The organism is Pseudomonas sp. GM79 (assembly GCF_000282495.1).
In the GTDB taxonomy this organism is placed as follows: domain Bacteria; phylum Pseudomonadota; class Gammaproteobacteria; order Pseudomonadales; family Pseudomonadaceae; genus Aquipseudomonas.
The window spans coordinates 1-25,102 of the sequence record NZ_AKJE01000109.1; the positions used below are offsets into that span (position 1 = coordinate 1).

Sequence of the window (25,102 nt, forward strand, 5' to 3'; positions counted from 1 at the left end):
GGTCACCGGAGAGTTTTTCACGGGCGTACTTGTCATCGTTCTTGAAGAACGACAGCCAGTTGCTGGTCTTGAGGGTGAATTGATCGGTCAACTGCTCTTCGGTGAAGACGGTATTGCCCACCACGTTGATGTGCTGGATGGCCGCAACGGTGCCTTCGTCTATCTTGATTTTCAGGCCCACACGGTTACGCGGTTGCGCGATCACCTCGGCATCAACTGACGCCGAATAGCGACCCTGAGCGACGTATTGACGCTGCAGCTCGTTACGCACACCTTCAAGGGTGGCGCGCTGGAAGATCTCGCCTTCGGCCAGACCGGATTGCTTGAGGCCCTTCATCAGGTCTTCAGTGGAGATCGCCTTGTTGCCTTCGATCTCGATACTGGCGACCGAGGGGCGCTCGACCACCGTGATGATCAGGACATTGCCCTCGTGCCCCAGTTGGATGTCCTGAAAGAAACCGGTCTTGAACAGCGCACGGGTGGACTCCACCAAGCGGCGCTCATCCGCGTCATCACCGACGTTCAACGGCAAGGCACCGAACACGCTCCCTGCGGAAACCCGCTGAAGGCCGTTGATGCGAATATCGGAAATTTTGAAGCCTTGAGCATGCACAAGTGTGGCGTTGAGTAGCAGTGCAGCCGAGCAGAGCAGGCGCGAAAAATTCATCAAGATCTTATCCAGAACACATCGACAAGCAGCGTAGGCGGGCGCGGATATCTCACAGCAAGATGAGTCCGCGGAGCGAGCAGGCTGGTGGAGGTGAAGCATAAAAGCTCGGTGCGTTTGGTGCGGTTAACCAAGTGTCAAGTTAGGTAAAGGTTGGCCCGGGACGATGACGGTGTTCAGTGCAAGGGCGATAATGCACGGACACACACTCAAGAGCTCCCCATGATCTCCGTATTGCTAGTCGACGATGACCAGGAACTGACTGGAATGCTCAGCCAATACCTGGAGCATGAAGGCTTTGAGGTGACAGCAGTGCACACGGGCGAGGAGGGTGAGGTCCAAGCGCTGTCTGGCCGCTACAGCATCGTGGTGCTGGACGTGATGCTGCCGCGGCTGTCGGGTATCGAGGTGCTCAGGCGCATTCGGGCTGCAAGCCAGGTGCCGGTAGTGTTGCTCACCGCCCGAGGCGACAACATAGACAAGATCACCGGCCTGGAACTGGGCGCCGATGATTATGTGCCCAAGCCCAGTTCTCCGGGGGAATTGGTGGCACGTTTACGGGCAATCATGCGCAGGGTGCAGCCGGTGGATCAGCCAACCACCGAAGTGATCAGGACTGGCCCTCTGGTCTTGTGGCCCGGCAAGCGCCAGGCCCTCTGGCAGGGACGCGAGCTGGGGGTGACCAGTACCGAGTTCAGCTTGCTCGAAGAACTGGCCCGTTGTGCCGGGCAGGTGGTGAGCAAGCAGGATCTGTCGCTCAATGCCTTGGGGTGTCCCTTGACTCGCTACGACCGGCGTATCGACGTGCATATCAGCAGCATTCGCCAGAAGCTGGGGCCGCGGCCCGACACCAAAGCCTGGATTCAGAGCGTGCGTGGCCTCGGTTACCTGTTGATCGCCGAATGATGAAGCCCAGCCGGCTGTTTTGGAAGCTGTTCCTGGCGTTTTTGCTGGCTACTAGCCTGACGTTTTTGGTCGGGTTGGGCCTTCTGGTGCTGGGCAGTTCCAGACCCGGAGATCCTCATCTGGAAACGATCCTTGCCAGCGAAGAACAGCTGCTGCGACAGTTTGGTGTCGAGTCGGGTCGTCAGCTACTGACAGTGTGGGGTCATCCCGATGACCAGGCCATTGGCGTGTATAACAGTGCCGGCCAACTGCTGGCCGGGGCGCCGGTTCCGCAACCAGCCTATGAGCAGTCAATCATCAGCAAGGAGGGTGTTGCGCTGTCGCTCAGGTCTACACATTCCCCTGGTAAAAAAGGTGACAGAGGGCCTAGTCACTGGACTCCGTTGATCATCGGCACGGTGATGAGCGCGCTGTTCAGCGGGTATCTGGCGTACTACCTGGCATGGCCGTTGGCCTATCTTCGGCGGGCAATGAGCGACGTGGCCCAGGGGCGCTTCGAAACACGGGTCAAGCCGATGATGGGTGGGCGTCGCGATGAAATCGTCGATCTGGCCGAGGACTGCGACCGAATGGCCAATCAGCTGAAACTGCTGGTGGAGGCTCAGCAACATCTATTGCACGACATCTCTCACGAACTGCGCTCACCGTTGACACGCATGCAAGCGGCTATCGGGCTGCTGCAGCAAGATCCTGCACGCCTGGAAATGGTGCAGCGCATCGAGCGCGAATCGGTGCGTATGGATACGCTGATCGAGGCGTTGTTGACCCTGGCGCGCATGCAGGGTCGGCCCGAGAGTATCGAGCGCGAGCCAATTGATATCGTCGAGATGCTGTCGGTGATCGTCGAGGACGCTCAATTCGAGGCGCAAATGAACGGTTGCCGGGTAAGCCTGCAAGCGTGTCCGGCCTTTGTCAGTCGTGTCAGCGGCGAACTGCTGTATCGGTGTTTCGAGAACGTCATTCGAAACGCGGTGCGCTATACCAAACCGAACACGGCTGTTGTTGTAGTGGCTCAGATCAATCTCGATGCAGACTACCTGACGGTGCAGATTACCGATCGGGGGCCGGGTGTTGAAAACGAGCGACTGCAGGACATTTTCCACCCGTTCGAGCGCGGCCTGAACGAGGCCAGTGCCGGTTTCGGGCTGGGCTTGGCGATCGCTTCAAGGGCTGTGGAAATACACGGCGGCACGATCATGGCGCGCAACGAGCCATCCGGTGGGTTGATGGTGGAAATCAGCTTGCCCCATCGGGCGTGATCTTTACACGATATTACATTGGCTTGACGGCTCTGTACGCCCCGCCTCAGTAGACTTCCCGCTCAAACTTACTCAGCGTTTGCTGATGTTTTAGAGTGGAGGTGGTCATGTTTCTGGTTCATAAAAAGGGTTTCGTTCCCGGCAAGAAAATGGTCGACGGGCTTGTGCCCTATGACTTCTTTTGCGAAGACAATCCGGCCATCAATCTGTTTGTATTCACTGGCTCCACAGCCCAAGGCAAAGCGGTTGAGGAACAGACACTCTGGGGCTTTACCCGTCTGGAACGCTTTGAGGCACTCACCGGCACCCTCGTGTCGAACAAGAAGAATGAAGGCTGGTTTCAAACGGTCAATGTACTCACTGGCCCTGCCCAGAACGGTACTCAGAGCGTGAAGTTTCAGCGGGTGCTGAAAATCATCAAGCATTGCGGTGCATCGGGCCGTCTCGCCAGCAAGGTCGACTACGAGATCCAGACAGATGAAGGCGATACCTACTTCACCCGCCGCCTTGCTACATCCGACAGCGCGCAAACCATTATCTATGCGGCGGATCAATAACGGCCATTTCGACGACGCTCAGGCGTCGGCGAGCTGAAACCGATAGCCAACCCCATACAACGACTCGATCGGATGCTCTCCCGGGCAGGCCTGTTCGAGCTTGCGTCGCAGATTACGGATATGGCTGTCGACCGTGCGGTCGGTGACCACCCGGTGATCGGAGTAGATCCTGTCGAGCAACTGATCCCGGGAAAAGACGCGTCCCGGAGAGCGGGCGAGGGTATTGAGCAAGCGCAGTTCCAGAGGCGTCAGGTCCAGTGCCACACCGTCGAGGGAGGCTTGGTACTGTGCTTCGTCAATCTGTAGACGCGGTGCTGCCGAGGTCAAAAGATGCGGGCTGCGTCGCAGGATGGCTTTGACCCTGGCGACCACTTCGCGAGGACTGAAGGGTTTGCAGATGTAGTCGTCGGCGCCCAGGTCCAGCCCGAGCAGGCGATCCACTTCCTCGACGCGGGCGGTGATCATAATGATAGGCACGGCACTGAAGCTGCGCAGTTCCTTGCATACTTGCAGACCGTCACGTCCAGGCAGCATCAGGTCGAGAAGGATCAGTCGCGGCTCACTGGTCCGTACTGCCGGCACCACCGCCAGCCCGTTGTCCAGGCACTGGGTCGCATAGCCAGCGGCGATCAAATAGTCGCGCATCAACGCGGCCAGTTTGGGTTCGTCTTCGACGATGAGGATCGGGCTGTCGTTGACCATTGTTCAGGCGTTCCGTGGCAGGCGCAGGGTCAGCCAAAGGCCACCCAAAGGAGAGTGATCGGCACTGATACTGCCGCCATGGGCCAGGGCGATGCTGTGACAAATAGCGAGCCCCAGACCGGCGCCACCACTGGCGCGATTGCGTGAGGTTTCGCCGCGGTAAAAACGCTCGAACAGCCGCGGCAACTGATCCGCGTCGACCCCGGGGCCGGAATCAAGGAAATCAATGCGTACGACGTCGCCATCGCTGGCCGCGCGAATGCGCAGCACGCCGCCTTCATCGGTATAGCGCACGGCGTTTTCCAGCAGATTGCCGAACAGTTGCTGCAAGCGCTTGGGGTCGGCCTCCAACCGCAGCGGCGAGGTCGGTAGTTCCAGCTCCAGGCGCAAATGCCGCGCATTGCAGCGTTCCTGGAACATCGCCACGCAACCGTCCAACAGCTCGTTGAGATCGCATTCGCTCTTGCGGTAAGTCAGTGCGCCCACATCGGCCAGGGACAGTTCATACAGATCATCCACCAGTTTGCTGAGCATGCTGACTTCGCCTTGCAGCGAATTCATCGAGGATTGATCGAGGGTGCGCACACCGTCCTCGATGGCTTCCAGTTCACCACGCAACACCGACAGCGGGGTGCGCAATTCATGGGAAACATCGGCCATGAACTCCCGGCGCATTTTTTCGTTGCGTTCCAGCGTATACGCCAGCTGATTGAAGTCACGGGCCAGTTGACCGACTTCGTCATTGGAAGACACCGCCACCCGGTTGCTGTATTCCCCGGCGGCCAGTCGGTGCGTGGCGGCGGCCACTCGCTTGACCGGGTCAAGCAGGGTGCGGGCAATCCACCAGGCGATCAGCATCGCCAGCAGCAACGAGATTACGCCCATGCCCAGGCTGGTGCGCAACAGGTACAGACGAAAGCGTTCGCCACCGGCTTCGGTCACGTTCTGAAACGGTGTTACCGCCAGCCAGCCGACGGTTTTACCGGCAACCTCGATAGGGCGCATCAGGGCGTCGTCGGCAATCGCTGAGTAGCCCATGACCAGCTGTTTTTGCTGGTCCAGCAAGGCGATGCGAAACACCGCGCCGGTCAGGTCGGACGTGGGCAGGTTCGGCCGCTTCGGGTCGGTGAAATCTACACCCGGCTCCGGCCGCATGAGTTCGAACCAGCGATCCGGCTGGTCGCGCAGAAATTCCCAACTGCCTTCGCGCTCATAGGCGCCAGCCAAGCGTGGCAGCACCGGGGTCATGCGCAACAGGGCCTGTTCGTTGAGGTAGTCGAGAAAGCCTTTGCCAAAGCTCCAGCCGTTGGCCAGCCCCATGCTCAGGATGACAAACAGCACGCTGGCCAGTACCGCAATAAACAGCTTGGTGGAGATACTCAGTTTCATGGGCTCGGGCAGGTCGGTGAATGGCCCGCCCATTTAGGCCCCGGCGCGACGAAGTTTCAAGCTCGCGGGGCAATCTTCAATTTTCCTGCACATTTGCCTCGCAGTATGGCGCCTGGCTTCAGCCATCCCGTCTTGCAGAGGCATTTATGTCGACCAAACTTTTCGCCAAATCCTTGGTGACCGCCGCCATTCTACTTTCCTTGATCGTCCTGCTCGTGTTGAGCGGATGCTCCCCCGGCGAATCCGCGCCGGTTATCGAACCGCCCAAGGTTTCAGTGATCACTGTGCAGCCCAAAAGCCAGGCGTTGACCACGGAACTGGCCGGGCGCACCCAAGCGTTCATGGTCGCCGAGATTCGGCCGCAGGTTGGCGGTATCGTTCAGCAGCGGTTGTTTGTCGAAGGTGCCGAGGTCAAGGCCGGGCAGGCGTTGTATCAGCTGGACGCGTCCTCTTACAAGGCTGCGTTGGCTGAAGCACAGGCGAACCTGGCCAAGGCTCGCGCCACATTGAAGTCGGCCCAGGCCACGGCCAGGCGTGACGCACAGTTGGCGAAGATCGATGCCATCAGCCAGCAGGACAACGAGGATGCCCAGGCCAGTCTGCTGACCGCCGAGGCTGAGCTGCAAGTGGCGCAGGCCGGCGTGGATACCGCGCGCATCAACCTGGCGTATACCCGCATCAGTTCGCCCGTCAGCGGGCGCGTCGAAACCTCGACGGTTACTCCCGGGGCGCTGGTGGTGGCCAATCAGGACAGTGCGCTGACCACGGTGCAGCAGTTGGACCCGATCTACGTTGATGTCACCCAATCGACCACCGAGTTGTTGCGCCTCAAGCGCGACCTGGCCAGCGGCGTGCTGCAAAGCAACGGCGAGGACGAGGCGCGGATCAGCCTCAAGCTTGATGACGGCAGCACCTACGCCCATGAAGGACGCTTGAAGTTCAGCGGGGTCAGTGTCAATGAGGGCACTGGCACGGTGACCTTGCGGGCAGAAATCGCCAATCCTGACCGGCTATTGCTGCCGGGCATGTACGTGCGGGCGGTGCTGGAACAGGCTCGGGACGACCAGGCGATATTGATTCCGCAACAGGCGGTGAACCGCAGTGCCAGTGGCGTGACCTCGGTGCTGGTGGTGGTCAATGGCAAGGTCGAACAGCGCGTGCTGACCATCGACCGCGCCGTGGGCAATCAGTGGTGGGTCACGGCTGGTCTGAACGCGGGTGACCAGGTGATTGTCGAGGGTGGGCAGAAAGTCCGAGTCGGTGAATCAGTGGTGGCACAGAACCCCGGTACTCGCAGCCGCACGTTGAAATCGGCGCCTGTTGCCATTGCGCAGGAGGGCTGAGCATGGCGCGTTTCTTTATTGATCGACCGATTTTTGCCTGGGTCATCGCCATCGTCATCATGCTTGCCGGGGCCTTGTCGATCAGTCAGTTGCCCCTGGAACAGTACCCGGACATCGCGCCGCCAACGGTTCGTATTTCCGCCACCTACACCGGGGCCTCGGCCAAGACCGTGGAAGACTCGGTGACCCAGGTCATCGAGCAGCAGATGAAAGGCCTGGATAACCTGACTTACATGTCGGCCTCCAGCAGCTCGGCGGGCAGTGCCAGTATCAACCTGACGTTCACTGCGGGCACGAACCCGGATGTGGCGCAGATGCAGGTGCAGAACAAGCTGCAACAGGCTGAGTCGAGATTGCCGCAGTCGGTACAGAGCGAAGGCCTGACCGTGACCAAGGGCGGGTCGGACTTCCTGATGATTGCTGCCCTGGCTTCCGACAACGAAAACGTGACCGGCACCCAGATCGGCGATTACATTTCCAGCACCTTGCTGGACCAGATCAGCCGTATCGATGGCGTCGGCGATGTGCAGACTCTCGGTTCGGGCTACGCCATGCGCATCTGGCTGGACCCGGCCCTGCTGGAAAAGTACGCGTTAATGCCCTCGGACATCAGCAGCGCCCTGGAGGCGCAGAACACCGAAGTCTCCGCCGGCCAGCTCGGTGCATTGCCAGCGGTGGCCGGGCAGCAACTGAATGCCACCATCAGTGCCCGCAGCAAACTGCAAACCGCCGAAGAGTTTCGCAATGTCGTGGTCAAGTCCACTAGCGATGGAGCCGTGGTGCTGCTGGGGGATGTGGCGCGAGTCGAGCTGGGCAGTGAAAGCTACGACATCAGTTCAGCCCTCAATGGCAAGCCCGCCGCCGCCATGGGCGTGCAGTTGGCCGCTGGCGCCAATGCCCTTGAAGTCGGCAAAGCGGTGAAGGCCAAGCTCAAGGCGTTGGAGCCGTTCTATCCGACGGAAATGCAGTTGAGAAATGTGATTGCCTACGACACCACGCCCTTTGTCAGCCTGTCCATCGAGGAGGTGGTCAAGTCCTTGGGCGAAGCCATCGTCCTGGTGGTGCTGATCATGTTCCTCTTCTTGCAGAACCTGCGGGCCACGCTGATCCCGGCGATCACCGTGCCGGTGGTACTGCTCGGCACGTTCGGCGTACTGGCGCTGTTCGGCTATTCGATCAACACCCTGACCATGTTCGCCATGGTCCTGGCTATCGGCCTGTTGGTGGACGACGCGATTGTGGTGGTGGAGAACGTTGAACGGGTGATGGGCGAACAGGGGCTGTCGGCCCTGGCCGCCACGCGCCAGTCGATGGATGAAATCACCAGCGCCCTGGTCGGCATTGCCCTGGTCCTCAGCGCTGTGTTCATTCCCATGGCGTTTTTTGGAGGCTCTACGGGGATCATCTACCGGCAGTTTTCGGTGACCATCGTTTCGGCCATGGTGCTCTCGGTGCTGGTGGCCATGACGCTGACGCCGGCGTTGTGCGCGACCCTGCTCAAACCGTCCGATGCCCAGGGCCATAGTACTCAACGCGGGTTCTTCGGCTGGTTCAACCGCACCTTCGAACGCGGCGCCGAGGCCTATAAAGGATGGGTGGGGGCAATTTTTCAGCGTGGACGTGCAAGTCTGCTGGTGTATGGGCTGGTGGTGCTGGCGATGGCGGCTGGTTATTTCAGCTTGCCGACTTCGTTCCTGCCGGATGAAGACCAGGGCATTCTCATGGCTCAGGTGCAGCTGCCGGTGGGAGCCACGGACAGCCGTACTCAAGCCGTGGTGAAGCAGTTCGAAAGCTACATCCTCGAACAACCGGAAGTCGAGGCGCTGATCAGCATCTCTGGCTTGGGCATGAACGGCAACAGCCAGAACGCCGCCCGCGCCTTTATCCGGCTCAAGGACTGGAGCGAGCGGTCGGGGGCAGGGCAGGATTCGGCGTCCATCGCCCAGCGGGCGACCATAGCCCTGTCGAGCATTGGTGATGCCAATGTGTTCGTCATGCAACCCCCGGCTGTACGGGGCCTGGGGCAGAGTTCGGGTTTTGATGTGCAACTCAAGGATCTTGGTGGCCTGGGGCATGATGCGCTGGTGGCGGCGCGGGAGAAGTTTATCGAACTGGCCAGCAAAGACCCTCGACTGCTGGGGGTACGCAGCAATGGCCTGGATGACTCACCGCAGCTCAAGGTCAGCATCGACGATCGCAAGGCCGGGGCCTTGAACCTGAGCACCAGTGACATCAATACCACCTTATCCACGGCGTTGGGCGGAACTTACGTCAATGACTTCCTCAACCAGGGCCGTGTGAAGAAGGTCTACGTTCAGGGCGAGGCGTCGTCGCGGATGCAGGCGGTCGACCTGGAGCATTGGTTCGTGCGCAACAGCAACAATGAGATGGTGCCCTTTTCCTCGTTCGCCAGCAGTTCGTGGAGCTATGGCTCTCCGTTGCTGGAACGCTACAACGGCAACGCTTCGCTGGAGGTGGTCGGCGATCCTGCGCCGGGGGTCAGTTCCGGGGTCGCCATGGATGCTGTGGAAGCGATTATCAAGCAATTGCCGGAAGGCATCGGTTACGAGTGGACCGGGCAGTCCTATCAGCTGCGCCTTTCCGGTTCGCAAGCACCGTTGCTTTACGGGATATCAGTGCTGTTTGTGTTCCTCTGCCTGGCTGCGCTTTATGAGAGTTGGTCGGTGCCATTCTCGGTGATGCTGGTGGTGCCGTTGGGTGTGGTGGGTGCGGTGCTGGCCACCCGTTTCAGTGGGTTGAGCAACGACGTGTACTTCCAGGTTGGGCTATTGACCACCGTGGGGTTGGCGGCCAAGAACGCGATTCTGATCGTCGAATTCGCCAAGCACCTGCAAGAGCAGGGCAACAGCTTGCGAGAGGCGACGCTGATCGCCGTGCGGCAACGCCTGCGGCCCATTCTCATGACGTCCCTGGCGTTCATGTTCGGCGTGCTGCCTCTGGCCCTGAGTTCCGGCGCCGGTTCCGCCGGGCGCCAGGCCATCGGCACTGGCGTGCTGGGCGGTATGTTCACTGCCACGGTGCTGGGGATCTTCTTCGTACCGCTGTTCTTCGTGCAGATTCGCCGTCGCTTTGGCCGCGTTTCCACGGCTTCGACCTCCGTCCAATCCGTCCAGTCAGGTGACGCATGATCAAGTTTCGCTGGCCACTGCTGGCCGTCCTCGCGCTGCTCGGTGGCTGTATCAATCTGGCGCCGCAGTACGAGCGCCCTGAAGCGCCTGTCTCCGAACAATGGCTGCCGTCCGCCAGCACGCCCAAGGGGGAGGCAGGCGCCGATATCGAGTGGCAGCAGTTCTTCACTGACAGCCGTCTGGCGCGCTTGCAGTCCCTGGCCCTGGTCAACAATCGCGACCTGCGTCTGGCCAGCCTGAACATCGAAAAGGCGCAGGCTCAGTACCGCATCCAGCGAGCCGAGGCGTTGCCTTCGATCGATGCCGGCGTCAGTGGCACTCACAGTCGCACGCCAGGTTCGTTGTCCAGCAGTGGCTCGGCGGCCACCACTCATGACTACAGTGCGCAACTGGGCCTGAGCAGTTATGAAGTGGACGTGTTCGGGCGGGTACAGAACCTTCAGGACGAAGCGCTGGAAGACTATCTGGCGCTGACCGAAACCCGGCGCAGCACGCAGATCAGCCTGGTGGCCGAAGTGGCCACGGCGTGGTTGACCTTGGCGGCTGACCATGAACGCCTGCACCTGGCCCAGGAGACCTTGCGCAGTCAGCAAGCGACCTACGAATTGACCCAACGCAGCCACGCAATGGGTGGTTCTTCCGGTCTGTCTGTGGCGCAGGCGCAAACCACTGTGGAGTCGGCCCGAGGTGACGCGGCGGTCTATGAAAGCCAGATTCTCCAGGACCGCAATGCCTTGCGTCTGCTGGTTGGCAGCGATATTCCCGAGGAGCTGTTGCCGGGCGCGAACCTGGAATCGGCTGCGGCGCTGGTTCAAGTGCCGGCGGAGCTTCCGTCCAGCCTGTTGCAACGACGCCCGGATGTGTTGGCCGCCGAACACACGCTCAAGTCGGCCAATATCGACATCGGCGCGGCCCGTGCGGCGTTCTTTCCGAGTATCAGCCTGACGGCCAGTGCGGGGTCTTCAAGCTCGGCCTTGTCCGGACTGTTCAAGTCCGGCAGCGGCGCCTGGACGTTTGCCCCGAGCATCAGCCTGCCGATCTTCGATGCCGGTAGTAACCGCGCGACGCTGGATTCGGCCAAGGTCGAACGCGAAATACAGGTGCAGACCTATCAGCAGACGGTGCAGAGCGCGTTCAAGGAAGTGGCCGATGCCCTGGCGGTACGCAGCACGCTGGATCGCCGCATCACGGCTCAGCAAGCGTTGACCGACGCCAGCCGCAAAAGCTTCGAACTGTCCGACGCCTTATACCGTGGCGGTTCGCAAAGCTATCTCGAAGCCCTGGACGCCCAACGCTCGCTGTACAGCGCACAGCAGGACCTGATCACCCTGCGCCTGACCGAACAGAGCAACCGGGTGACGTTGTACAAGGTGTTGGGCGGCGGTTGGAATTGATGGTGGAGGGTCGAGGGCCAGTCGTTTTGTCCATTTCACCAGCATGCACCCAATTTGCAAACAGACTTATGCAGCGGTCGATTCCACTCTGATGTCGCTCGCGGTATCACGGAACAGCCGAGGCGACATGCCGAACGTCGATACCCCCAAGCAAAGGCAATCTCGGGTCGACCGCTTTGCTCAGATGGCGTGAAAATCGATGGGCACTGGCGGTCACTCGACAGAAACGCAGCTGCCCAAGATCTCCATATTCCAGCCGTCCCTGAAAGTTGTTGTTATGCAACGGGTCGACGAATGTAGATTCCAGGCGCTTGATATAGTCCGGAGTGCGGCCCAGGTGATCACTCATGAACTCTTTCCACTTCATCAGCCGGTCGGAGTGAACGATTTGATCGGTGGACACACAGACTAAATCGCTCATTTTTCGCCTCTATTTTTTATTGTTTTTTGTCAATTGGGCAAAGGGCTTGCCCAATCCTGGCCGAGTCAGTATCGGCAAATAATCAGAAGGGGTAGTTATGGCCCCCGGGCTGCCAGGTGACCCAATGGGCACGGGTGAACTCATCCAGGGCATAGTGACCATTGAAGCATCCGAGGCCGGAGTTCTTTTCACCACCGGCTCCGACGTTCAGCCTGCAACAGCCTTTTGGACTTTGTGCGCATGCAGTCCGGAGCCAGCCGCGCGCCAAAACCCAATTCGACGAACACCGATCAACCTCCTCGCGATGGCGTTTCATCCAGCGCAATGACGTCCAGCATCACGCCCTTGCGCGCCACCACCCGGACCTGTTGGCCCAGGTGCAGGGGCGAGGGGCTCTGAACTTGCCATTTTTCGCCCTGCAGTTGCACCCAGCCGCTCATCGGCAGACCCGGCAGCAGTCCCGTCACCGTGGCCTGGCTGCCGACCAAGCCCGCATCGCCGCTGACCAAGGCACGGCGTCTGGCCTTGAGCGCCATGCCGACCAGCGTCATCAGCAACAGGGCGCTGATCAGTGCCGTGCCGATGATCAGCGTCAACGGAATGCCGAAGCCCGGTACATCGGTGTCCATCAAAATCACTGCGCCCACTACAAAAGCAACCACCCCACCGAAGCCGATTACACCGAAACTCGGTAGAAACGCCTCGGCGATCATGAAGGCGATCCCTAGCAGAATCAGTCCGACCCCGGCGTAATTCACGGGCAACAATTGCAGGGCATACAGCCCCAGCAACAGGCAGATGCCACCGAGCACCCCACCAACACCCGACCCTGGGTTCATGAATTCGAAGATCAAGCCATAGACCCCGAACATGATCAGCAGCAACGCTACGCTGGGGTTAGTGATCACCGCCAGCAGTTGTGTGCGCCAATCAGGCGCATGGTCGATGAGTGCAGCCCCGGCGGTGTTCAGCTTCAACATTTGACCAGAGACATTCAGGCTCTTGCCGTCCAGTTGCTTGAGCAGGTCTGCCACGTCATTGGCCACATAATCGACCACCTTGAGTTTGAGCGCTTCGTGGGCCGACAGGCTGAGCGCTTCACGTACCGCTTGTTCGGCCCAGTCGGCATTGCGTCCGCGTAGTTGCGCAAGGCCACGGATGTAAGCCGCCGCATCGTTGATCTGTTTTCGAGTCAAGGCATCTTGCGGTTCACGCGCAGAATCCTTGTCGGTGGTGGGTGAGCCCGGCGATTCGGGCGCGGTCCCGGGCAGGCCGCCGATCTGCACCGGTGTAGCAGCGCCCAGGTTGGTGCCGGGGGTCATCGCGGCAATGTGGCTGGCATACAAAATGTAGGTGCCGGCGCTGGCCGCACGTGCGCCACTGGGGGCGACGAAACTTGCCACTGGCAAGGGGCTGGCCAGAATCGCCTTAATAATCAAGCGCATCGAGGTGTCCAGCCCGCCGGGGGTGTCGAGGCTGATGACCACCAACTGCGCGCCCTCGGTCACCGCACGCGCCAAGCCGCGCTCCACGTAGTCGGCACTGGCCGGACCAATAGCATCGTTGACGGTCAGTACCACGACACTGCCTGCAGCCGTCGTCGAGCCCGCCGGTAACCCGATCAGTATTATTAGCAAGAGCAGGCGGCACCACCAGTGACTGTTCACGGGACCTCCAGTTGCGGGTATGACAGCCTCTGCAACCCTCACTCAAAGCGTAGTTGAGTCAGTGATGGGCGACGGAGTCACGCTGCTGGTGCGACGCAGCGGGGTAAGACGGCCATATCGTCAAAGCCCAATACTTGCACGGAACGCTGTGACGTACATCCGACAACCATAAGCAGGAAGGTCGCGCGTCGAATTGGCGGGCGCTACGTGACCTTCAACCCGCAATTGGTAGTGACGAACACTTTAGAGTCGAATTCTGACACCTCTGGGTGATCCCGGACGCCGACAATCCGGTTGGTTCCCGACAACCTGAAAGCGGCGCGTGGAGATCAACGATGGCTATCAGTGTTTTTGACTTGTGCAAGATTGGAATCGGCCCCTCCAGTTCCCACACCGTTGGCCCGATGCCAGGGTCCGGTCGCGTTGAGATTTTTGGATGCATATATCAGCACTGCACACGAACCTTTATATGCAGGCGGGAGTGGGAACTCCCGCAGTGAAGTCGGGTTATGTCCGGGGGGATCACTGGATCAGCGGAACATTTTTCGGTCGCTGGTAAGGGCCGTATTCGACGGGCACCCAGGCGAAGGCTTTTTCGCGACTGCTGATATGCCCGATACCAGGAAATGGCAAGTGAGCACCAGCAACCCAGGTACGGTCATGAGCGACCTGTTTGAACAGTTTTTCACGCGTCACGACGGCCTGTTTACCCTGCACATCAAAGCCGATGCTCACTTCTGGATGCTGGAACTGCACGGCGAAGCTGTGGACCAGGTCACCCATGAACAGAATGCTCTGGCCGTTGGAGCTGAACGTGTAACCACTGCTGCCGGGTGTATGGCCGGGCAGGCTGACCGCGGTCACGCCGGGCACCAGCGACTGCTCGGGGGTGAAGGTTTTGAACCGGTGGACGGCGACATAGGGGGCCACGGATTTACGGGCGACCTCGAAGTAGCCACGGGCGTCTTTTGGGGCCTTGTCCAGGTTTTCCTGGCTGAGCCAGTAATCGGCCTCTGGTTTCGCTGCATACACGGTGGCGTTCGCGAACACCGGCTCGTCCTTGGCATTGATCAGGCCGCAGACATGATCGACATGCATGTGGGTGAGCAACACGGTATCCACTTGCTCAGGTTGGTAACCGGCAGCGCGGATGTTATCGGGCAGCCAGCCCGCGGTTTCGCCGAAACAGGCACCCGCACCGGCATCCACCAGCACCAGGTTTTTACCGGTGTTGATCAGGAATGCGTTGAACGCGGTCGGCATGCCTGGGGTAAAAATGAACTTGCGTTCGAGCATGGCGCGAATGTCTTTCTGCGAAAGGCCTTTGAGCAGCGTCGGCCCGAGGTCGCTGTAGCCATCGAACAACGCGGTAACTTCGTATTCACCCACCGACAGGCGCTGATAGCCGGGGGCCTGGGTTTGCACTGGCGGCGGCGCCGCGGCTTGGGCTTGATTGCCTGTAAGCGTGAGACTCAGGGCCATCAGTGAGCCCTTGAAGTAGGAGGGGAGGTGCTTGAGAAGGCTCATGGCTTGCGTCCTGGTTGCAATAAGAAAGGCGTGAAAAAGCGGCTACGCCTGTGCGCAGCCGCTGTCATTGCTTAATGGCCTTCAGAGGCCTGGAACATGGTTTTGGCGTAGATCAGCCCCAGGCCGTAGGCGCCGCCATTGGCGATTGAGGTCTTGACAGTTTCCTCGTAGGTTTCGCTGCGAGCCCAGTCACGTTGCAGCTCCAGCAGATATTGCAGTGCTGTCATTGGGCGGGCGCCGATTTGGATCATGCGTTGCACGGCCATTTCATGGGCTTCAATTGAGACATCGCCACAGGCATCGGCGATGAAGTACACCTCAAAGCCTTGATCGATAGCTGACAGCGCCGGGCCGACGATGCACACGGAGGTCCACAGACCGGCGAGGACGATTTTCTGTTTGCCGAAGGCGTTGACTTCAACGGCGATGCGTTCGTCTTCCCAGGTGTTCATGCTGGTGCGGTCGATCACTTTATGGTCCGGAAACACTGACTTGATTTCGTCGAAGATCGGGCCGGAAAAGCTTTTTTCGGCAACGGTGGTGAGGATGGTCGACACTTCGAAGCCCCGGGCGGCCTTGGCTACCAGCGCGGCGTTGTTACGCAGGGTCACGGCATCAATCGACTTGGTCGCGAAAGACATTTGCGACTGATGGTCGATCATGATCAAGGTATGGTCAGTTGGGGTAAGAAGGGTTTTGCCTGGAGCTGCTTTTGCGAGGGCCATGATGTTTTTCCTTATGTATTGGGCGAGGGTTATTTGGGTTGCTCGACGACAAGTGCCGTTGAGCTGATGAAAAATTCATCGGGTCTTTCGTGGGGAGATGGTCACGCATTCCACAAGGCCGGGATTGAACAGGTGTGCTGTTGTTTGGGATGTTTGTGCGGTAGCGTGCGGTTTTCTCGAGAAGACAGCGGAACGCTTATCGGGTGACGGCAGCGATGGGCGTCACTTGACGACTGCAGGTGAGGGGAAATGATTCACGCCCAGTGATGTGGACCTGTAGCGGCATGAATTGTGGTGCTGTCGAATTGTTCCGGCACAGGTGAGGGCGCGAGCACTGGCGGTGTTTATCCTGATGACCCTAGTGCCGGGGTTGAAGCGCAATCTCGACAGCAGTCAGCAACGCGTCGCCGCTGAAGGGTTTGCGTAGACATTCACTGGCGCCGTAGCGGCTGGATTCAGTCAGTGTCGCTTCATCCCAGTATGCCGACATGCATATCACCGGAAACTAGTCTGACCAGCGAACGCGTCTGCATCTTCTCCATGATGTGTTTGCGGTGGACCTTGGCGGTGACTTCACTGGTGCCTCGCCGGTTGGCGATGTGCTTGTTGGACAGCCCTGCGACAATCAGCGGCAGTACTTCGCGCTCACGGGGTGTCAACAGGACGGCTCTTTGACGGGCGCTCTGAATGCGTTGCCATTGCTCGAACGCCGTCGCTGCACGCTGACGGGGGGGCGCAGGATGTCCAGCAACTGGTCGTCATTAAACGGTTTGGTCAGGAATTCCACCGCTCCCGCTTTCATGGCTTGCACCGACATTGGGATGGTGCCGAAACCGGTCATGAAAATGACCGGCCACGGATGCCCGCGTTGTCCGAGCGTCGATTGCAGTTCCAGCCCTGTCGCCTCGGGCAGGCTTATGTCCAGCAACAGGCAAGCGGGGCCGATGTTGAGATCAGCGTCAAGCAACTCCTATCTCGGCGCTCACCCCTTCAGAATTTCCTGCCGGTGACGACAAACTCCGCACATTCCTTTGGGTCGTGAGTTGTTCATGAAGAAGATTGCTGTCCTGATGTTTGCCGTTCTTTTCCTTGCCGGATGTGCCAACCAGAAATTCAAGCCTGAATACCGTACCCAGATCCACACGGTAAAGATTCTCCCGGTTGCATGGAAGCCCAAGGAAATGAGTTACATGGGACGTGAACAGGCATGGGGCGCTGCATTGGGCGCAGGTGTCGGTGCTGGCGTAGGGATGGCAGCTGGTGCATCGAACCTGACCAAGGCTGCTTTGGGAGGGGCTGGATTTGCCGCAGGTCTGAAGGCAGGTGACCTGGCTTCGATGTCGACGGTTGATGCGATTCTGTACAACATGGAAACAGCGGATATCAATCTGGGCGAGTTGGTCAAAAAGAGTTTCGAGGAGCAATTGACCGCCACCGGCCGTTTCAAGATCGTGGGTGAAAACGAACCGGCCGATGCGCAGATCGAATTGACCGTCCTGAACTGGGGTTTCGCACTGACTCAAGGCTTCAGCAGTGTGGTCTACCCGACGATTGCCGTGAGCGCTGTCATGAAACGCGGCGAGGAACTAATCTGGCAGCGCAATGAACCGATCACCGCATTCAACGGCGCCAATACCTATGGCTATACGCCGTTGCGCTATCGCACTGAACCGGAGTTGCTGCGTACTGCGTTGACGGGCGTTTCGCAAATCGTAGATAGCTATCTGGTCAAAAACTTGAACGAGTGATCGCCGGTCTGATTGCATCCATGTTCAAGTGTTTTATCGCCTGACGGATAATCGGCAGCTTTAATCGCGTGGAGATAGGGGAGAACCAGTTCGCTCTGAGATACGGATAGCCGTTGCAGGTTAGCCAGTGTCATCGGGATATCCTTGTGTCATGCGTTCATTGTTGCGTGTGGAGCCTGAGTAGTTCATGAGGTAAAGGCCTACTCGACTGAGCGCGCATACAGGCTATCAATGCATCACAGTCTGGCCGAATGCTGCCGCTCACAATCTTTAATGCATCGATGCGGGCAGCTAGCATCTACTCTGGACTGTCAGACAGTACTTCCTGTGTAACCCTGTGGAGCATTGCAATGTTCAAAAACTGGAGTGGTCAGGTCGCATTGGTCAGTGGAGCTGGCAGCGAACATGGGATTGGTCTAGCTATCGCGCGACGGCTTGGGGACTCGGGCGCAAAGCTGATCATCACCGGCAGCAGTGCCCGTATCCATGATCGCGTCGCGGAACTGATCGCGGCAGGTTATGAGGTGCAAGGACGCGCTGCAGATCTCACTCAGCCGGCTCAGGTCGTCGAACTGGTGACTTGGGCGGAATCGCTATGGGGGCGAATCGATGTACTCGTGAACAACGCCGGTATGGCGATTCAGGGGGAAGCCGAAACGTTTTCTGAAGTGGCCAATATGAGCGTCGATATGTGGAACACTTCGATTGCCCGTAATCTGACCACTGTATTTTTGCTGACCCGCGCAGTGTTGCCGGGGATGCAGAATCGTCGTTACGGACGCATCGTCCATATCAGTTCTACGACCGGCACCCGCGTCAGCAACCCTGGCGAGGCCGCGTATGCGGCGGCGAAAGCGGGGATTGTGGGGATGAACATGAGCTTGGCGCTGGAAGTCGCACCATACGGCATCACCGTGAACTCTGTTGCCCCTGGGTGGATCGCGACGCAGTCCAGCACACCTGAGGAAGTGATCGCAGCGCAGTATGTTCCCGTGGGGCGTGCCGGTAGACCAGAGGAGGTCGCTGCGGCGGTAGCTTTTCTTGCTTCTCCAGAGTCCAGCTACATTACGGGCGAGCTTCTCGTGGTCGACGGGGGCAACTGCCTCTCTGAGAACAAAAGCCCCCGTTGAGGGCAGGGGAGCTTAAGTCTTTGCAGTTTGAGGAAGCGATATTTGAATACCGGCGCCGCCAAGTAAAGAGACGTGAAAGGCTAGTGTCCCCCCTGGGCATTCAATGGCGCGACGACACCTCGAAGAATGGGTTTCCACGTTTTTCTTCGAGAACAAGGAAGGTGCTGACGCGCCTCTACGCTTTGAAAATGAAAATTTTCCGCCTTTATCGCCACGAGCAGCCATTACGGTTTCAAAGCTCGCTGCGTTTGAAGGCTTCGAGCTTATCCAAACACCGATATAGGGGGAACGCCATCATATTGGCTTCGACTGACCACTCCTGGCCGATTCTGTTGAAAAAGTCGATCCCTCAAGACTGCCTGCATACGGACTGCTGAAAACGCCTTTATTGCGCGCAGCTACGCGAAATCTGAGCCCGGAGTCCTGTGCTCAAGGCAAAGATTTCAAGCTCAAGCACATACTCTTCAGCCGTGGAAACCATGATCGACTTTTTCAACAGAATCGGCCGATTGCTGCCTGTTGCGAAGGGCAGTAGTCGACCCATAGCGGACGATCATCAAAGAAGCCTCTAGCGCATAAAGTTGGAGACCTCCAGTGGGTTGCCATCGGAGCCTATGCTCTCAACCGCTTCCCTTATTGGGCGAGCCAGCTGAACAAAGTGAGGTCAGATCATCCGCCAGTGGGCGGGCAGGTTTCGTCGGCCGAGATGGTCGCGTAGGTTGCTACCTCTCACCATGGTCACGCTCAAGAACGCGCCAGAGTTGCCGACGTAATGATTCAACTATCACCGTTCTTAGTGATGGAAAATTTTCCAAGGAAGCTCTGTGCCACGTTATCTATCGCTCACCTGTCTGGCAGCTGTTCTGATCACGACCCTTACAGGTTGCTCCACCCCGACAACTCCGACCACTTCCGTATCTGCCAACATCGATTATTCACAGCGGCGTTACGAAGACACTCGCTTCGATAAACCGGGAATTTCCCTGCCGGCACAAACCATCAGCTTTAAAACGGATATCGATGGCTGCGAAATGCTAGCTCAAAAGCGCTATGAAGAAGCGCTGGCGAACAGTGCGAAACTTGGGAAAATTTACGGGCAAAGCGTTACACCTCAAACGCTGCAAAGCATGAAACGTATGCAGGTGTTGAGCTGTATGACCGGAAAGGAAGCGAATGCTGAAAACGGCAAAGGCTGGATGATAGTCAAATAAGTTGTCTATAACGGCATCTACGGTTGGATGCCCTCGGTCGGAGATGGTGCTAGCCACTGAATGATTTAGTGGTGCGGTTAGTTCTATCTCCTCCCTTAGGACTGACCGCTTCTGGCCGATAGTGGGCTTAATTAAGACCTCAGTGCGGATGCAGTCACCTCGTCGTGCACATTAGGCTAGTGGTCCGAGGCGGGCAATTGGTGTTGAATACGAGCCTTTTCAGCGAGGGGTTATATGAGGAAGAATTTAATTGGTCTGGCCATTGCCACGACGCTGATTGTTGGATGCGCATACCAAGCGCCCTATGGGACTCCAGAGGCTACATCACAACTGGTGAGAGACCTTTCACTTGAAGGGGCGCCTGAACTCGTTGTGCCGGCAAGCTGGATGTCCGTACCGTATGGGGTTGCGAAACCAGCCGAGCCGAAACAAGGGCTGCTTGTTTCGGAGCGTGGTGGTTTGCGTTTGGTAGTTTTCGACAATAAGCGCTACCGGCAAGCTGGCGAACTTCTCTCTCCCGAGGTGCAATGCAGTTACATCTGGAGGGGGGAGCAGGACACAATGCCCGTGCACTTGTTCGAGGCGGAGCGTTACTACGCGTTGAGCCCAGGCGAAACTATAGGGGCAATAAATGTGAAGCTAAGGGCGCAAGTGGTTCGGTACCTACAGTCCCAAAACATATCGCTGCTTACTGTGCGAGACGGCTTGTTCGTGCGTGAAACCGGAAACTGGTCTTCTAATGTTCCTTTGCAGAACAACTATGCCCCATGGGACATTGGAGTTCCTCTTCCCCGTGGTGAGTTGGAGGCATTCAACCCCTGTAAGCATTAAGTGAAACTCTGGATCGCTGCTTATCATCAAGAAAAATGCGACTGGCCGCTTCTGGCCCAAAAGCTGCCTGCTGGAACCGGCTGAAATCGACCCGAAGCAGTCTTCGCTAACGATTGAACTCACAGGCCTGAACAGCCGTTCGGGCAGGTCCGGCGGCATGATGGTCAGCCCGAAAATATGTACTTGCCTTTGATTTTCCTGGGGTTGACGAAGACGAAGTCTGGAAAGATTTTTCCTCGGACGTACCAAACAAAAGCCAGGATAGCGATACTTATAGCTAATGCGATAGCGGTTGTTGCCGGACTCGATGTAAACCCCTCAAGCGATCTTGGGAATTGGAGAAGCGCAAGGAGTATGTACGCGTTGTAGGCGCCGACGCGATGGTTGTAGAAGCCCCATACCAAAAATAAGGGAATCAAGATCATTGAAACACCCATAACCCATTTGGCCGTTGGCCCCATCCTGGCGCCGATATCCAATCCCAGGAAGAATGCAATCAAAGCCTGGACGAGCATTATCGTGATGAGAATATTGACCTTGCGATCGTGCTCGTCACAACGAATTGGATCTGCATACGAAGCTATAAAGTAGGCAAGATGACTGTCTTTTACACCCCGCCCGGAGAGTTGTGAAAACACTTCCGACTTTGCAGTGCCGGCGGTGAGTAGCTCGCGAACTTTTTGCTGAACTTCTTTCTTACTCAAAGTTGAATGTGAAATGCTTTCTCCTTGCGTCAACTTGACAGATTTCTTAGCAGGAAACACCAGGACAGCTACGACCCCGATAAAGGCTAGCGTGCCCAAGAAAACGCCGAGGTAAAAACCCCCACCTAGTGAGTAAGTACCTGGCTTCACTCTACCCGGCTTTGCTGGGTCGACAAGAATTTCGATCACTTTTCCTTCCCTGAATGTTGCAACTGATCTTTCAACCGACTCCAGGCTGGTTCTGCAGGGCCGCTGCGATATTTCGAGCGGATAAGTGTATTGCTGTCCGCTCAACTCAAAGGTCACGTTAACCAGAGAGCAATAGGTCATACCCTTACTGCGCATCTCCTCAGAAATGGAGACAGTGGCGACAGTGGCATTCAACTTCTGCCAAGTCTTCGTCTCGTCCACCTCCTTGTACGAGGAAAGAGACACGAGAAGACAGAGCAAGCCAAAGGAAAATAAAACAACGAACAGGGCCGTCCTTAGCAAGAGCAAGAAGGTCTTCATAAGGCTCCTTGGCCAACGTGAAATGGAGGTCAGTTGGGATATGACACCTTGGCGGCAAGTCCCCCTGCGCGCGGTGTAATGATGCACTGAGGTTAGTCCGTAGATACTCAAATGCAATGCAACTTCCCGCGCTTCCGCTCCTGGCCGGTTTCTGCCGGTTCCCAGCGGCAGCTTCGGGTCGGTTAGCGACCACCACGCACCGTGACTGATCCACCCTTGTCCTCCCTCAACGTGGAGGACAAACCATGAAGATCATTGCTACATATAGCCATCAGCCTTGGAACAAGGGAAAGCTTGTCGGACAGAAAGCCCCGCTCCGAGTCAGAGATATCTGGGCCATTCGGGTAAGACTCCAGCTCGCGGAGAAAACACGGGATCTGGCTCTCTTCAACTTGGCCATCGACAGCAAGCTGCGTGCCTGTGACTTAACCAAACTGCGAGTACGAGACATAGCCCATGGGGAACATGTGTCGTCACGGGCCATCGTGATGCAGCAGAAAACCCAGCACCCAGTGCAATTTGAAATCACAGAGCAAACCCGAACGGTTCTGGAGGCTTGGATGCATCAGGCCCGCCTCCGCAGCGAGGACTTCTTGTTTCCGACCCGGTTGCACGGCTCAGACCATCTATCCACCAGGCAATACGCTCGAATAGTCAAAGCGTGGGTGACAACCATTGGCCTTGACCCAACCATGTACGGTATTCACACGCTCCGGCGAACCAAGGCATCGCAGGACGAAGAACCTGAGAGCTGCGCAACTCCTGCTTGGTCATACGAAGCTTGAAAGCACTGTCAGATACCTGGGTATCGAGGTCGATGATGCCCTGGAAATGGCTGAACAGACGGAGGTGTAATTCCTCTGCGATGGTCGCAACTAAACTGTCGCCAATAGCTGCCAGTGAGGTGAACCGGACTGACTAACCGAATTGTAAGCGCTCCATAAACCCCTCCTGCACATGAAGCGCCGATTCAAGGATGCTGAGCTCCCATTTCTCGCTCGGATCGACCGATCCGCCGGACGGTCTGTTAGTCGTTACGTCTCTGTTCAAGCCGCTTATCAAGCTCGCTTGGCGGCAAGTTCGGCGTCGAGTGAAGCGTAAGCCAGACGGCCCGCAGAATGTTGATCGCGGCCATGTTCAGGTGTTGTTCGGCGGCGTGCAGGGCCAGTTCGGCTGCCAGGCGCTTGTCGGCAGCACTGAGGTGCGCCGTTTTGTGGGTCATGTCCGCATCGACGTTGGCCAACAGCCCCTGGAGTTCCTGCACCGCCTGATCCGATGCCTGACGCATGTCCGCCAGCAGGCGGCTGGCTTCGGCAGGCGTCATGGCCAAGGCGCGGACGCTGCGAAAAGTCAGGCGGGCGGGCAAGGTGGCCAAACTGAAACCCGTCGAAATTAACTTGCCAATCATGCGAACAACTCCTGTAAACGAGTGTTTCAGCAGCGTATCAGAGTAAATCGCAAAAAAATGTCTGCTCATCGCTTGCCAGAATCAACTCTCCGCCTCTTTTTGGCATCAAGCGTCTGATCGTCGTCAGAACCCTCGAACGATGCGCCCATAGGCACTTTGGAGTCGGATTCAGGCAGCCTCGGCAAAGGTGTTGCACCTAGCCGATGTCCAATTTCTTCAATCGAGCCAGGCCTTGTTTGATATGACCGGCGTTTTCACCCATGGTCTACAGTGCACCACGGACATTTCCCATGGCCGACTTTTTCAACACAATCGACCCAAAGCAGACATCATGTGTCTAGCAAATCTGGAGCAATTCGTTGATGTGAAAATCAAATCCGACCATGGGCTTTCGGGCGTTCAAACTGACTATTCGCCGGCTCCTTACGCAGCGGCAAACGAGCGGCGGCGATCATGAGCTTGATCCAGTCTGAGCGGCTGAATGGTCATGATCTGAAGGATGTTCTCACGCGCCTGCCGACGCAGCGGGCGAATGAGATTACCGACCTACTGCCGCACAGGTGTATGCCCATCTAACGGTGCAACCTCTGACGGGGCACCGTATCAAGATTTGCTTAGTCGCCCAAATTAACGGCATTACCGTTAATCCGGACATAATAATTATCGAATTCACCGCTTTCGACGAACACAAAGCCATGGCGAGTGTAAAAACGATTTGAAGCGCTTTCCTTGAGAGCACCAACCTTGATGGGACGCCCGATCTCATCAGCCTCTCTGAAAATCTGAGTAAGAACTTCAGAACCGATTCCTGCTCCTTGAGCACTGGGTATCACATACAAGTGGTCAAGCAGAAGCTCGCTCTGATGGTCTTTGATAACGACAAAACCGACCAGATCACCTGATACTTCTATGCGGCGTGTGCTGTTAGCGTCGAACCCACCAAGAAATCGTTCGCGCGCACGATCTGGGTTAAATCGTCCAAGCCGCTCAAGGCTCTCGCGCATGGCCTCAATCCTGATGGCTACCAGATCTTCCAGGTCGTTATTGGAAGCTGCGCATAAAACGACAGCGGAGTTTTGATCAGCGGAGGCTGGCATAACAAGCACCCTAAACATGGCCGGTCAGTCATTATAGAAAACAGAATCCGCATAACCACTACTGCTTCGGTTCAATGGAGGCGATGGCTCCATATCAGCTTCAGGGGATGTGTTCGTCGGAGCGCTTACTGCGTATTTAAGGGGCGTGTTCACGCGACTGCCGATGCGGCGGCCGAGCGAGATTATCGAGTAGCTGCCGCGTAGACGGGCGCCCGTTTAACCACGCAAGGTCTGTTGGGCGGACGCTTACTGTCCAAGGCCCAGGCCAGAAGGTTTTAGAAAATGCGCAAGGGGGGGGGTGAAACTGGAAGCAGGCTGCGGCTTCCGTTTTCTAGATGCTGACAGTTCAGTTTGAAGAGTTGTTCAGCTGTTGAAGCTCAAGTTGCTTGGCAGCACTGGCTTCGAGGTTTGCACGCTCTTCATCCAGATACCGATAAATGCTTTGGAGGTTGGCAATTTTCTGTTTGATCTCTGCCATCTTCTTTTCAATTAGCTTAGCGCCGTCAGCACATTCGATCAGCTTGTTCCGCTGCGCATCCAGAATCTCGCCTATTTCCCCCAGGGAAAACCCCATGCTTTGCGCACGCTGGATAAAGTCCAGATCCTGCAGAGTTTGCGTTGTGTAAACGCGATATTTGTTAGTTTGCCGCAGCGGTGAGATCAGGCCGATTTGCTCGTAGTAACGCAGCGTATGGCGGCTGGCGCCGCTGCGGGCCTCGAGTTCGCCGATTTTCATAAAAACACCGCTTGACTATAG

General features: G+C 57.6%; 22 protein-coding genes and 4 pseudogenes. 12 read left to right on the plus strand and 14 right to left on the minus strand.

All coding sequences use genetic code 11. The features are described 5' to 3' along the window. Positions 1-667, minus strand: a 667-nt coding sequence (locus PMI36_RS03660; RefSeq protein ID WP_008075441.1) for a POTRA domain-containing protein, incomplete at its 3' end; no start/stop codon positions are given. Between the two features lie 222 nt (positions 668-889). Between PMI36_RS03660 and PMI36_RS03655 the strand changes: the two genes are divergently transcribed. The 3 genes from PMI36_RS03655 (at position 890) to PMI36_RS03645 (ending at position 3,389) form a co-directional block, all read left to right on the plus strand. Further along, positions 890-1,573, plus strand: coding sequence for a response regulator transcription factor (locus PMI36_RS03655; protein ID WP_008075442.1), 684 nt, complete (start codon positions 890-892; stop codon positions 1,571-1,573). Next, the gene (locus PMI36_RS03650; protein ID WP_008075443.1) at positions 1,570-2,832 is read left to right on the plus strand and encodes a HAMP domain-containing sensor histidine kinase; all 1,263 of its coding nucleotides are present in this window, start codon (positions 1,570-1,572) and stop codon (positions 2,830-2,832) included. The genes PMI36_RS03655 and PMI36_RS03650 overlap by 4 nt, the downstream gene beginning before the upstream one ends. A 107-nt stretch (positions 2,833-2,939) precedes the next feature. Next, positions 2,940-3,389 carry a hypothetical protein gene (locus PMI36_RS03645; RefSeq protein WP_008075444.1) on the plus strand — a complete coding sequence of 150 codons (450 nt, stop codon included), beginning with the start codon at positions 2,940-2,942 and terminating at the stop codon, positions 3,387-3,389. A gap of 18 nt (positions 3,390-3,407) precedes the next feature. On the opposite strand, the gene PMI36_RS03640 is transcribed toward PMI36_RS03645, so the two are convergent. Beyond that, positions 3,408-4,091, minus strand: a complete 684-nt coding sequence (locus tag PMI36_RS03640) for a response regulator (RefSeq protein WP_008075445.1) — start codon at positions 4,089-4,091, stop codon at positions 3,408-3,410. A gap of 3 nt (positions 4,092-4,094) precedes the next feature. After that, complete coding sequence (gene baeS, locus PMI36_RS03635; protein WP_008075446.1) at positions 4,095-5,513, minus strand: sensor histidine kinase efflux regulator BaeS; 1,419 nt, start codon at positions 5,511-5,513, stop codon at positions 4,095-4,097. 113 nt (positions 5,514-5,626) lie between these two features. Here baeS and PMI36_RS03630 point away from each other — a divergent pair, with 113 nt between their 5' ends. Genes PMI36_RS03630 through PMI36_RS03620 form a run of 3 tightly spaced genes read left to right on the plus strand, consistent with a single transcriptional unit; the run spans position 5,627 to position 11,366 of the window. Next, entirely contained in the window at positions 5,627-6,823 is a 1,197-nt protein-coding gene (locus PMI36_RS03630; protein WP_008075447.1) for an efflux RND transporter periplasmic adaptor subunit, read from the plus strand. A gap of 2 nt (positions 6,824-6,825) precedes the next feature. Further along, on the plus strand, positions 6,826-9,972 hold the full coding sequence (locus PMI36_RS03625) for an efflux RND transporter permease subunit (protein WP_008075448.1): 3,147 nt from the start codon (positions 6,826-6,828) through the stop codon (positions 9,970-9,972). Next, positions 9,969-11,366, plus strand: coding sequence for an efflux transporter outer membrane subunit (locus PMI36_RS03620; protein WP_008075449.1), 1,398 nt, complete (start codon positions 9,969-9,971; stop codon positions 11,364-11,366). The genes PMI36_RS03625 and PMI36_RS03620 overlap by 4 nt, the downstream gene beginning before the upstream one ends. Positions 11,367-11,493: 127 nt before the next feature. Here the strand turns inward: PMI36_RS03620 and PMI36_RS03615 are convergent. Together PMI36_RS03615 and PMI36_RS03610 are read right to left on the minus strand one after the other, a co-directional pair. Continuing rightward, a pseudogene (locus PMI36_RS03615) lies at positions 11,494-11,787 on the minus strand (helix-turn-helix domain-containing protein); the annotation flags it as partial. Between the two features lie 290 nt (positions 11,788-12,077). Next, positions 12,078-13,454: an NfeD family protein gene (locus PMI36_RS03610; RefSeq protein WP_008075451.1), complete on the minus strand. Its 1,377-nt coding sequence runs from the start codon at positions 13,452-13,454 to the stop codon at positions 12,078-12,080. 335 nt (positions 13,455-13,789) lie between these two features. Here PMI36_RS03610 and PMI36_RS31580 point away from each other — a divergent pair. Continuing rightward, positions 13,790-13,861, plus strand: a pseudogene (locus PMI36_RS31580) (serine dehydratase beta chain); the annotation flags it as partial. Between the two features lie 115 nt (positions 13,862-13,976). Here PMI36_RS31580 and PMI36_RS03605 read toward each other — a convergent pair. The 5 genes from PMI36_RS03605 to PMI36_RS32170 form a co-directional block, all read right to left on the minus strand. Further along, positions 13,977-14,981, minus strand: coding sequence for an MBL fold metallo-hydrolase (locus PMI36_RS03605; protein ID WP_008075452.1), 1,005 nt, complete (start codon positions 14,979-14,981; stop codon positions 13,977-13,979). 71 nt (positions 14,982-15,052) lie between these two features. After that, entirely contained in the window at positions 15,053-15,706 is a 654-nt protein-coding gene (locus PMI36_RS03600) for a hydrolase (protein WP_008075462.1), read from the minus strand. Positions 15,707-16,064: 358 nt separating this feature from the next. Beyond that, a complete protein-coding gene (locus tag PMI36_RS32280) occupies positions 16,065-16,196 on the minus strand; it encodes a hypothetical protein (protein ID WP_274517749.1) in 132 nt (43 codons plus the stop codon). Continuing rightward, on the minus strand, positions 16,177-16,365 hold the full coding sequence (locus PMI36_RS32165; protein ID WP_008075465.1) for a LuxR C-terminal-related transcriptional regulator: 189 nt from the start codon (positions 16,363-16,365) through the stop codon (positions 16,177-16,179). The genes PMI36_RS32280 and PMI36_RS32165 overlap by 20 nt, the downstream gene beginning before the upstream one ends. Then, a complete protein-coding gene (locus PMI36_RS32170) occupies positions 16,362-16,673 on the minus strand; it encodes a response regulator transcription factor (RefSeq protein ID WP_008075466.1) in 312 nt (103 codons plus the stop codon). The genes PMI36_RS32165 and PMI36_RS32170 overlap by 4 nt, the downstream gene beginning before the upstream one ends. An 82-nt stretch (positions 16,674-16,755) precedes the next feature. Between PMI36_RS32170 and PMI36_RS03595 the strand changes: the two genes are divergently transcribed. The 3 genes from PMI36_RS03595 (at position 16,756) to PMI36_RS03585 (ending at position 19,795) form a co-directional block, all read left to right on the plus strand. Then, on the plus strand, positions 16,756-17,454 hold the full coding sequence (locus PMI36_RS03595) for a hypothetical protein (RefSeq protein ID WP_008075467.1): 699 nt from the start codon (positions 16,756-16,758) through the stop codon (positions 17,452-17,454). 350 nt (positions 17,455-17,804) lie between these two features. After that, positions 17,805-18,584, plus strand: coding sequence for an SDR family NAD(P)-dependent oxidoreductase (locus PMI36_RS03590; RefSeq protein ID WP_008075469.1), 780 nt, complete (start codon positions 17,805-17,807; stop codon positions 18,582-18,584). An 824-nt stretch (positions 18,585-19,408) separates the two neighbouring features. Beyond that, positions 19,409-19,795, plus strand: coding sequence for a hypothetical protein (locus PMI36_RS03585; RefSeq protein ID WP_008075471.1), 387 nt, complete (start codon positions 19,409-19,411; stop codon positions 19,793-19,795). 995 nt (positions 19,796-20,790) lie between these two features. On the opposite strand, the gene PMI36_RS30115 is transcribed toward PMI36_RS03585, so the two are convergent. Then, complete coding sequence (locus tag PMI36_RS30115; protein WP_008075475.1) at positions 20,791-21,840, minus strand: DUF3592 domain-containing protein; 1,050 nt, start codon at positions 21,838-21,840, stop codon at positions 20,791-20,793. Positions 21,841-22,085: 245 nt separating this feature from the next. Between PMI36_RS30115 and PMI36_RS03575 the strand changes: the two are divergent. Next, a pseudogene (locus PMI36_RS03575) lies at positions 22,086-22,695 on the plus strand (tyrosine-type recombinase/integrase). A 172-nt stretch (positions 22,696-22,867) separates the two neighbouring features. Here the strand turns inward: PMI36_RS03575 and PMI36_RS03570 are convergent. Continuing rightward, a complete protein-coding gene (locus PMI36_RS03570; RefSeq protein WP_008075478.1) occupies positions 22,868-23,248 on the minus strand; it encodes a hypothetical protein in 381 nt (126 codons plus the stop codon). Positions 23,249-23,614: 366 nt separating this feature from the next. On the opposite strand from PMI36_RS03570, the pseudogene PMI36_RS0129950 reads away from it, so the two are divergent. After that, a pseudogene (locus PMI36_RS0129950) lies at positions 23,615-23,824 on the plus strand (IS66 family transposase); the annotation flags it as partial. A 38-nt stretch (positions 23,825-23,862) separates the two neighbouring features. On the opposite strand, the gene PMI36_RS03565 reads toward PMI36_RS0129950, so the two are convergent. Beyond that, entirely contained in the window at positions 23,863-24,345 is a 483-nt protein-coding gene (locus tag PMI36_RS03565) for a GNAT family N-acetyltransferase (protein ID WP_032830703.1), read from the minus strand. 346 nt (positions 24,346-24,691) lie between these two features. Continuing rightward, positions 24,692-25,081: a MerR family transcriptional regulator gene (locus PMI36_RS03560; protein ID WP_008075482.1), complete on the minus strand. Its 390-nt coding sequence runs from the start codon at positions 25,079-25,081 to the stop codon at positions 24,692-24,694. Positions 25,082-25,102: the final 21 nt, after the last annotated feature.

Bases quoted from the DNA above. Each gene is read 5' to 3' on its own strand.
- PMI36_RS03655 (WP_008075442.1), top strand. From the start codon at position 890: ATGATCTCCGTATTGCTAGTCGACGATGACCAGGAACTGACTGGAATG.
- PMI36_RS03650 (WP_008075443.1), top strand. From the start codon at position 1,570: ATGATGAAGCCCAGCCGGCTGTTTTGGAAGCTGTTCCTGGCGTTTTTG.
- PMI36_RS03645 (WP_008075444.1), top strand. From the start codon at position 2,940: ATGTTTCTGGTTCATAAAAAGGGTTTCGTTCCCGGCAAGAAAATGGTC.
- PMI36_RS03640 (WP_008075445.1), bottom strand. From the start codon at position 4,091: ATGGTCAACGACAGCCCGATCCTCATCGTCGAAGACGAACCCAAACTG.
- baeS (WP_008075446.1), bottom strand. From the start codon at position 5,513: ATGGGCGGGCCATTCACCGACCTGCCCGAGCCCATGAAACTGAGTATC.
- PMI36_RS03630 (WP_008075447.1), top strand. From the start codon at position 5,627: ATGTCGACCAAACTTTTCGCCAAATCCTTGGTGACCGCCGCCATTCTA.
- PMI36_RS03625 (WP_008075448.1), top strand. From the start codon at position 6,826: ATGGCGCGTTTCTTTATTGATCGACCGATTTTTGCCTGGGTCATCGCC.
- PMI36_RS03620 (WP_008075449.1), top strand. From the start codon at position 9,969: ATGATCAAGTTTCGCTGGCCACTGCTGGCCGTCCTCGCGCTGCTCGGT.
- PMI36_RS03605 (WP_008075452.1), bottom strand. From the start codon at position 14,981: ATGAGCCTTCTCAAGCACCTCCCCTCCTACTTCAAGGGCTCACTGATG.
- PMI36_RS03600 (WP_008075462.1), bottom strand. From the start codon at position 15,706: ATGGCCCTCGCAAAAGCAGCTCCAGGCAAAACCCTTCTTACCCCAACT.
- PMI36_RS32280 (WP_274517749.1), bottom strand. From the start codon at position 16,196: ATGTCGGCATACTGGGATGAAGCGACACTGACTGAATCCAGCCGCTAC.
- PMI36_RS03595 (WP_008075467.1), top strand. From the start codon at position 16,756: ATGAAGAAGATTGCTGTCCTGATGTTTGCCGTTCTTTTCCTTGCCGGA.
- PMI36_RS03590 (WP_008075469.1), top strand. From the start codon at position 17,805: ATGTTCAAAAACTGGAGTGGTCAGGTCGCATTGGTCAGTGGAGCTGGC.
- PMI36_RS30115 (WP_008075475.1), bottom strand. From the start codon at position 21,840: ATGAAGACCTTCTTGCTCTTGCTAAGGACGGCCCTGTTCGTTGTTTTA.
- PMI36_RS03570 (WP_008075478.1), bottom strand. From the start codon at position 23,248: ATGATTGGCAAGTTAATTTCGACGGGTTTCAGTTTGGCCACCTTGCCC.
- PMI36_RS03565 (WP_032830703.1), bottom strand. From the start codon at position 24,345: ATGCCAGCCTCCGCTGATCAAAACTCCGCTGTCGTTTTATGCGCAGCT.
- PMI36_RS03560 (WP_008075482.1), bottom strand. From the start codon at position 25,081: ATGAAAATCGGCGAACTCGAGGCCCGCAGCGGCGCCAGCCGCCATACG.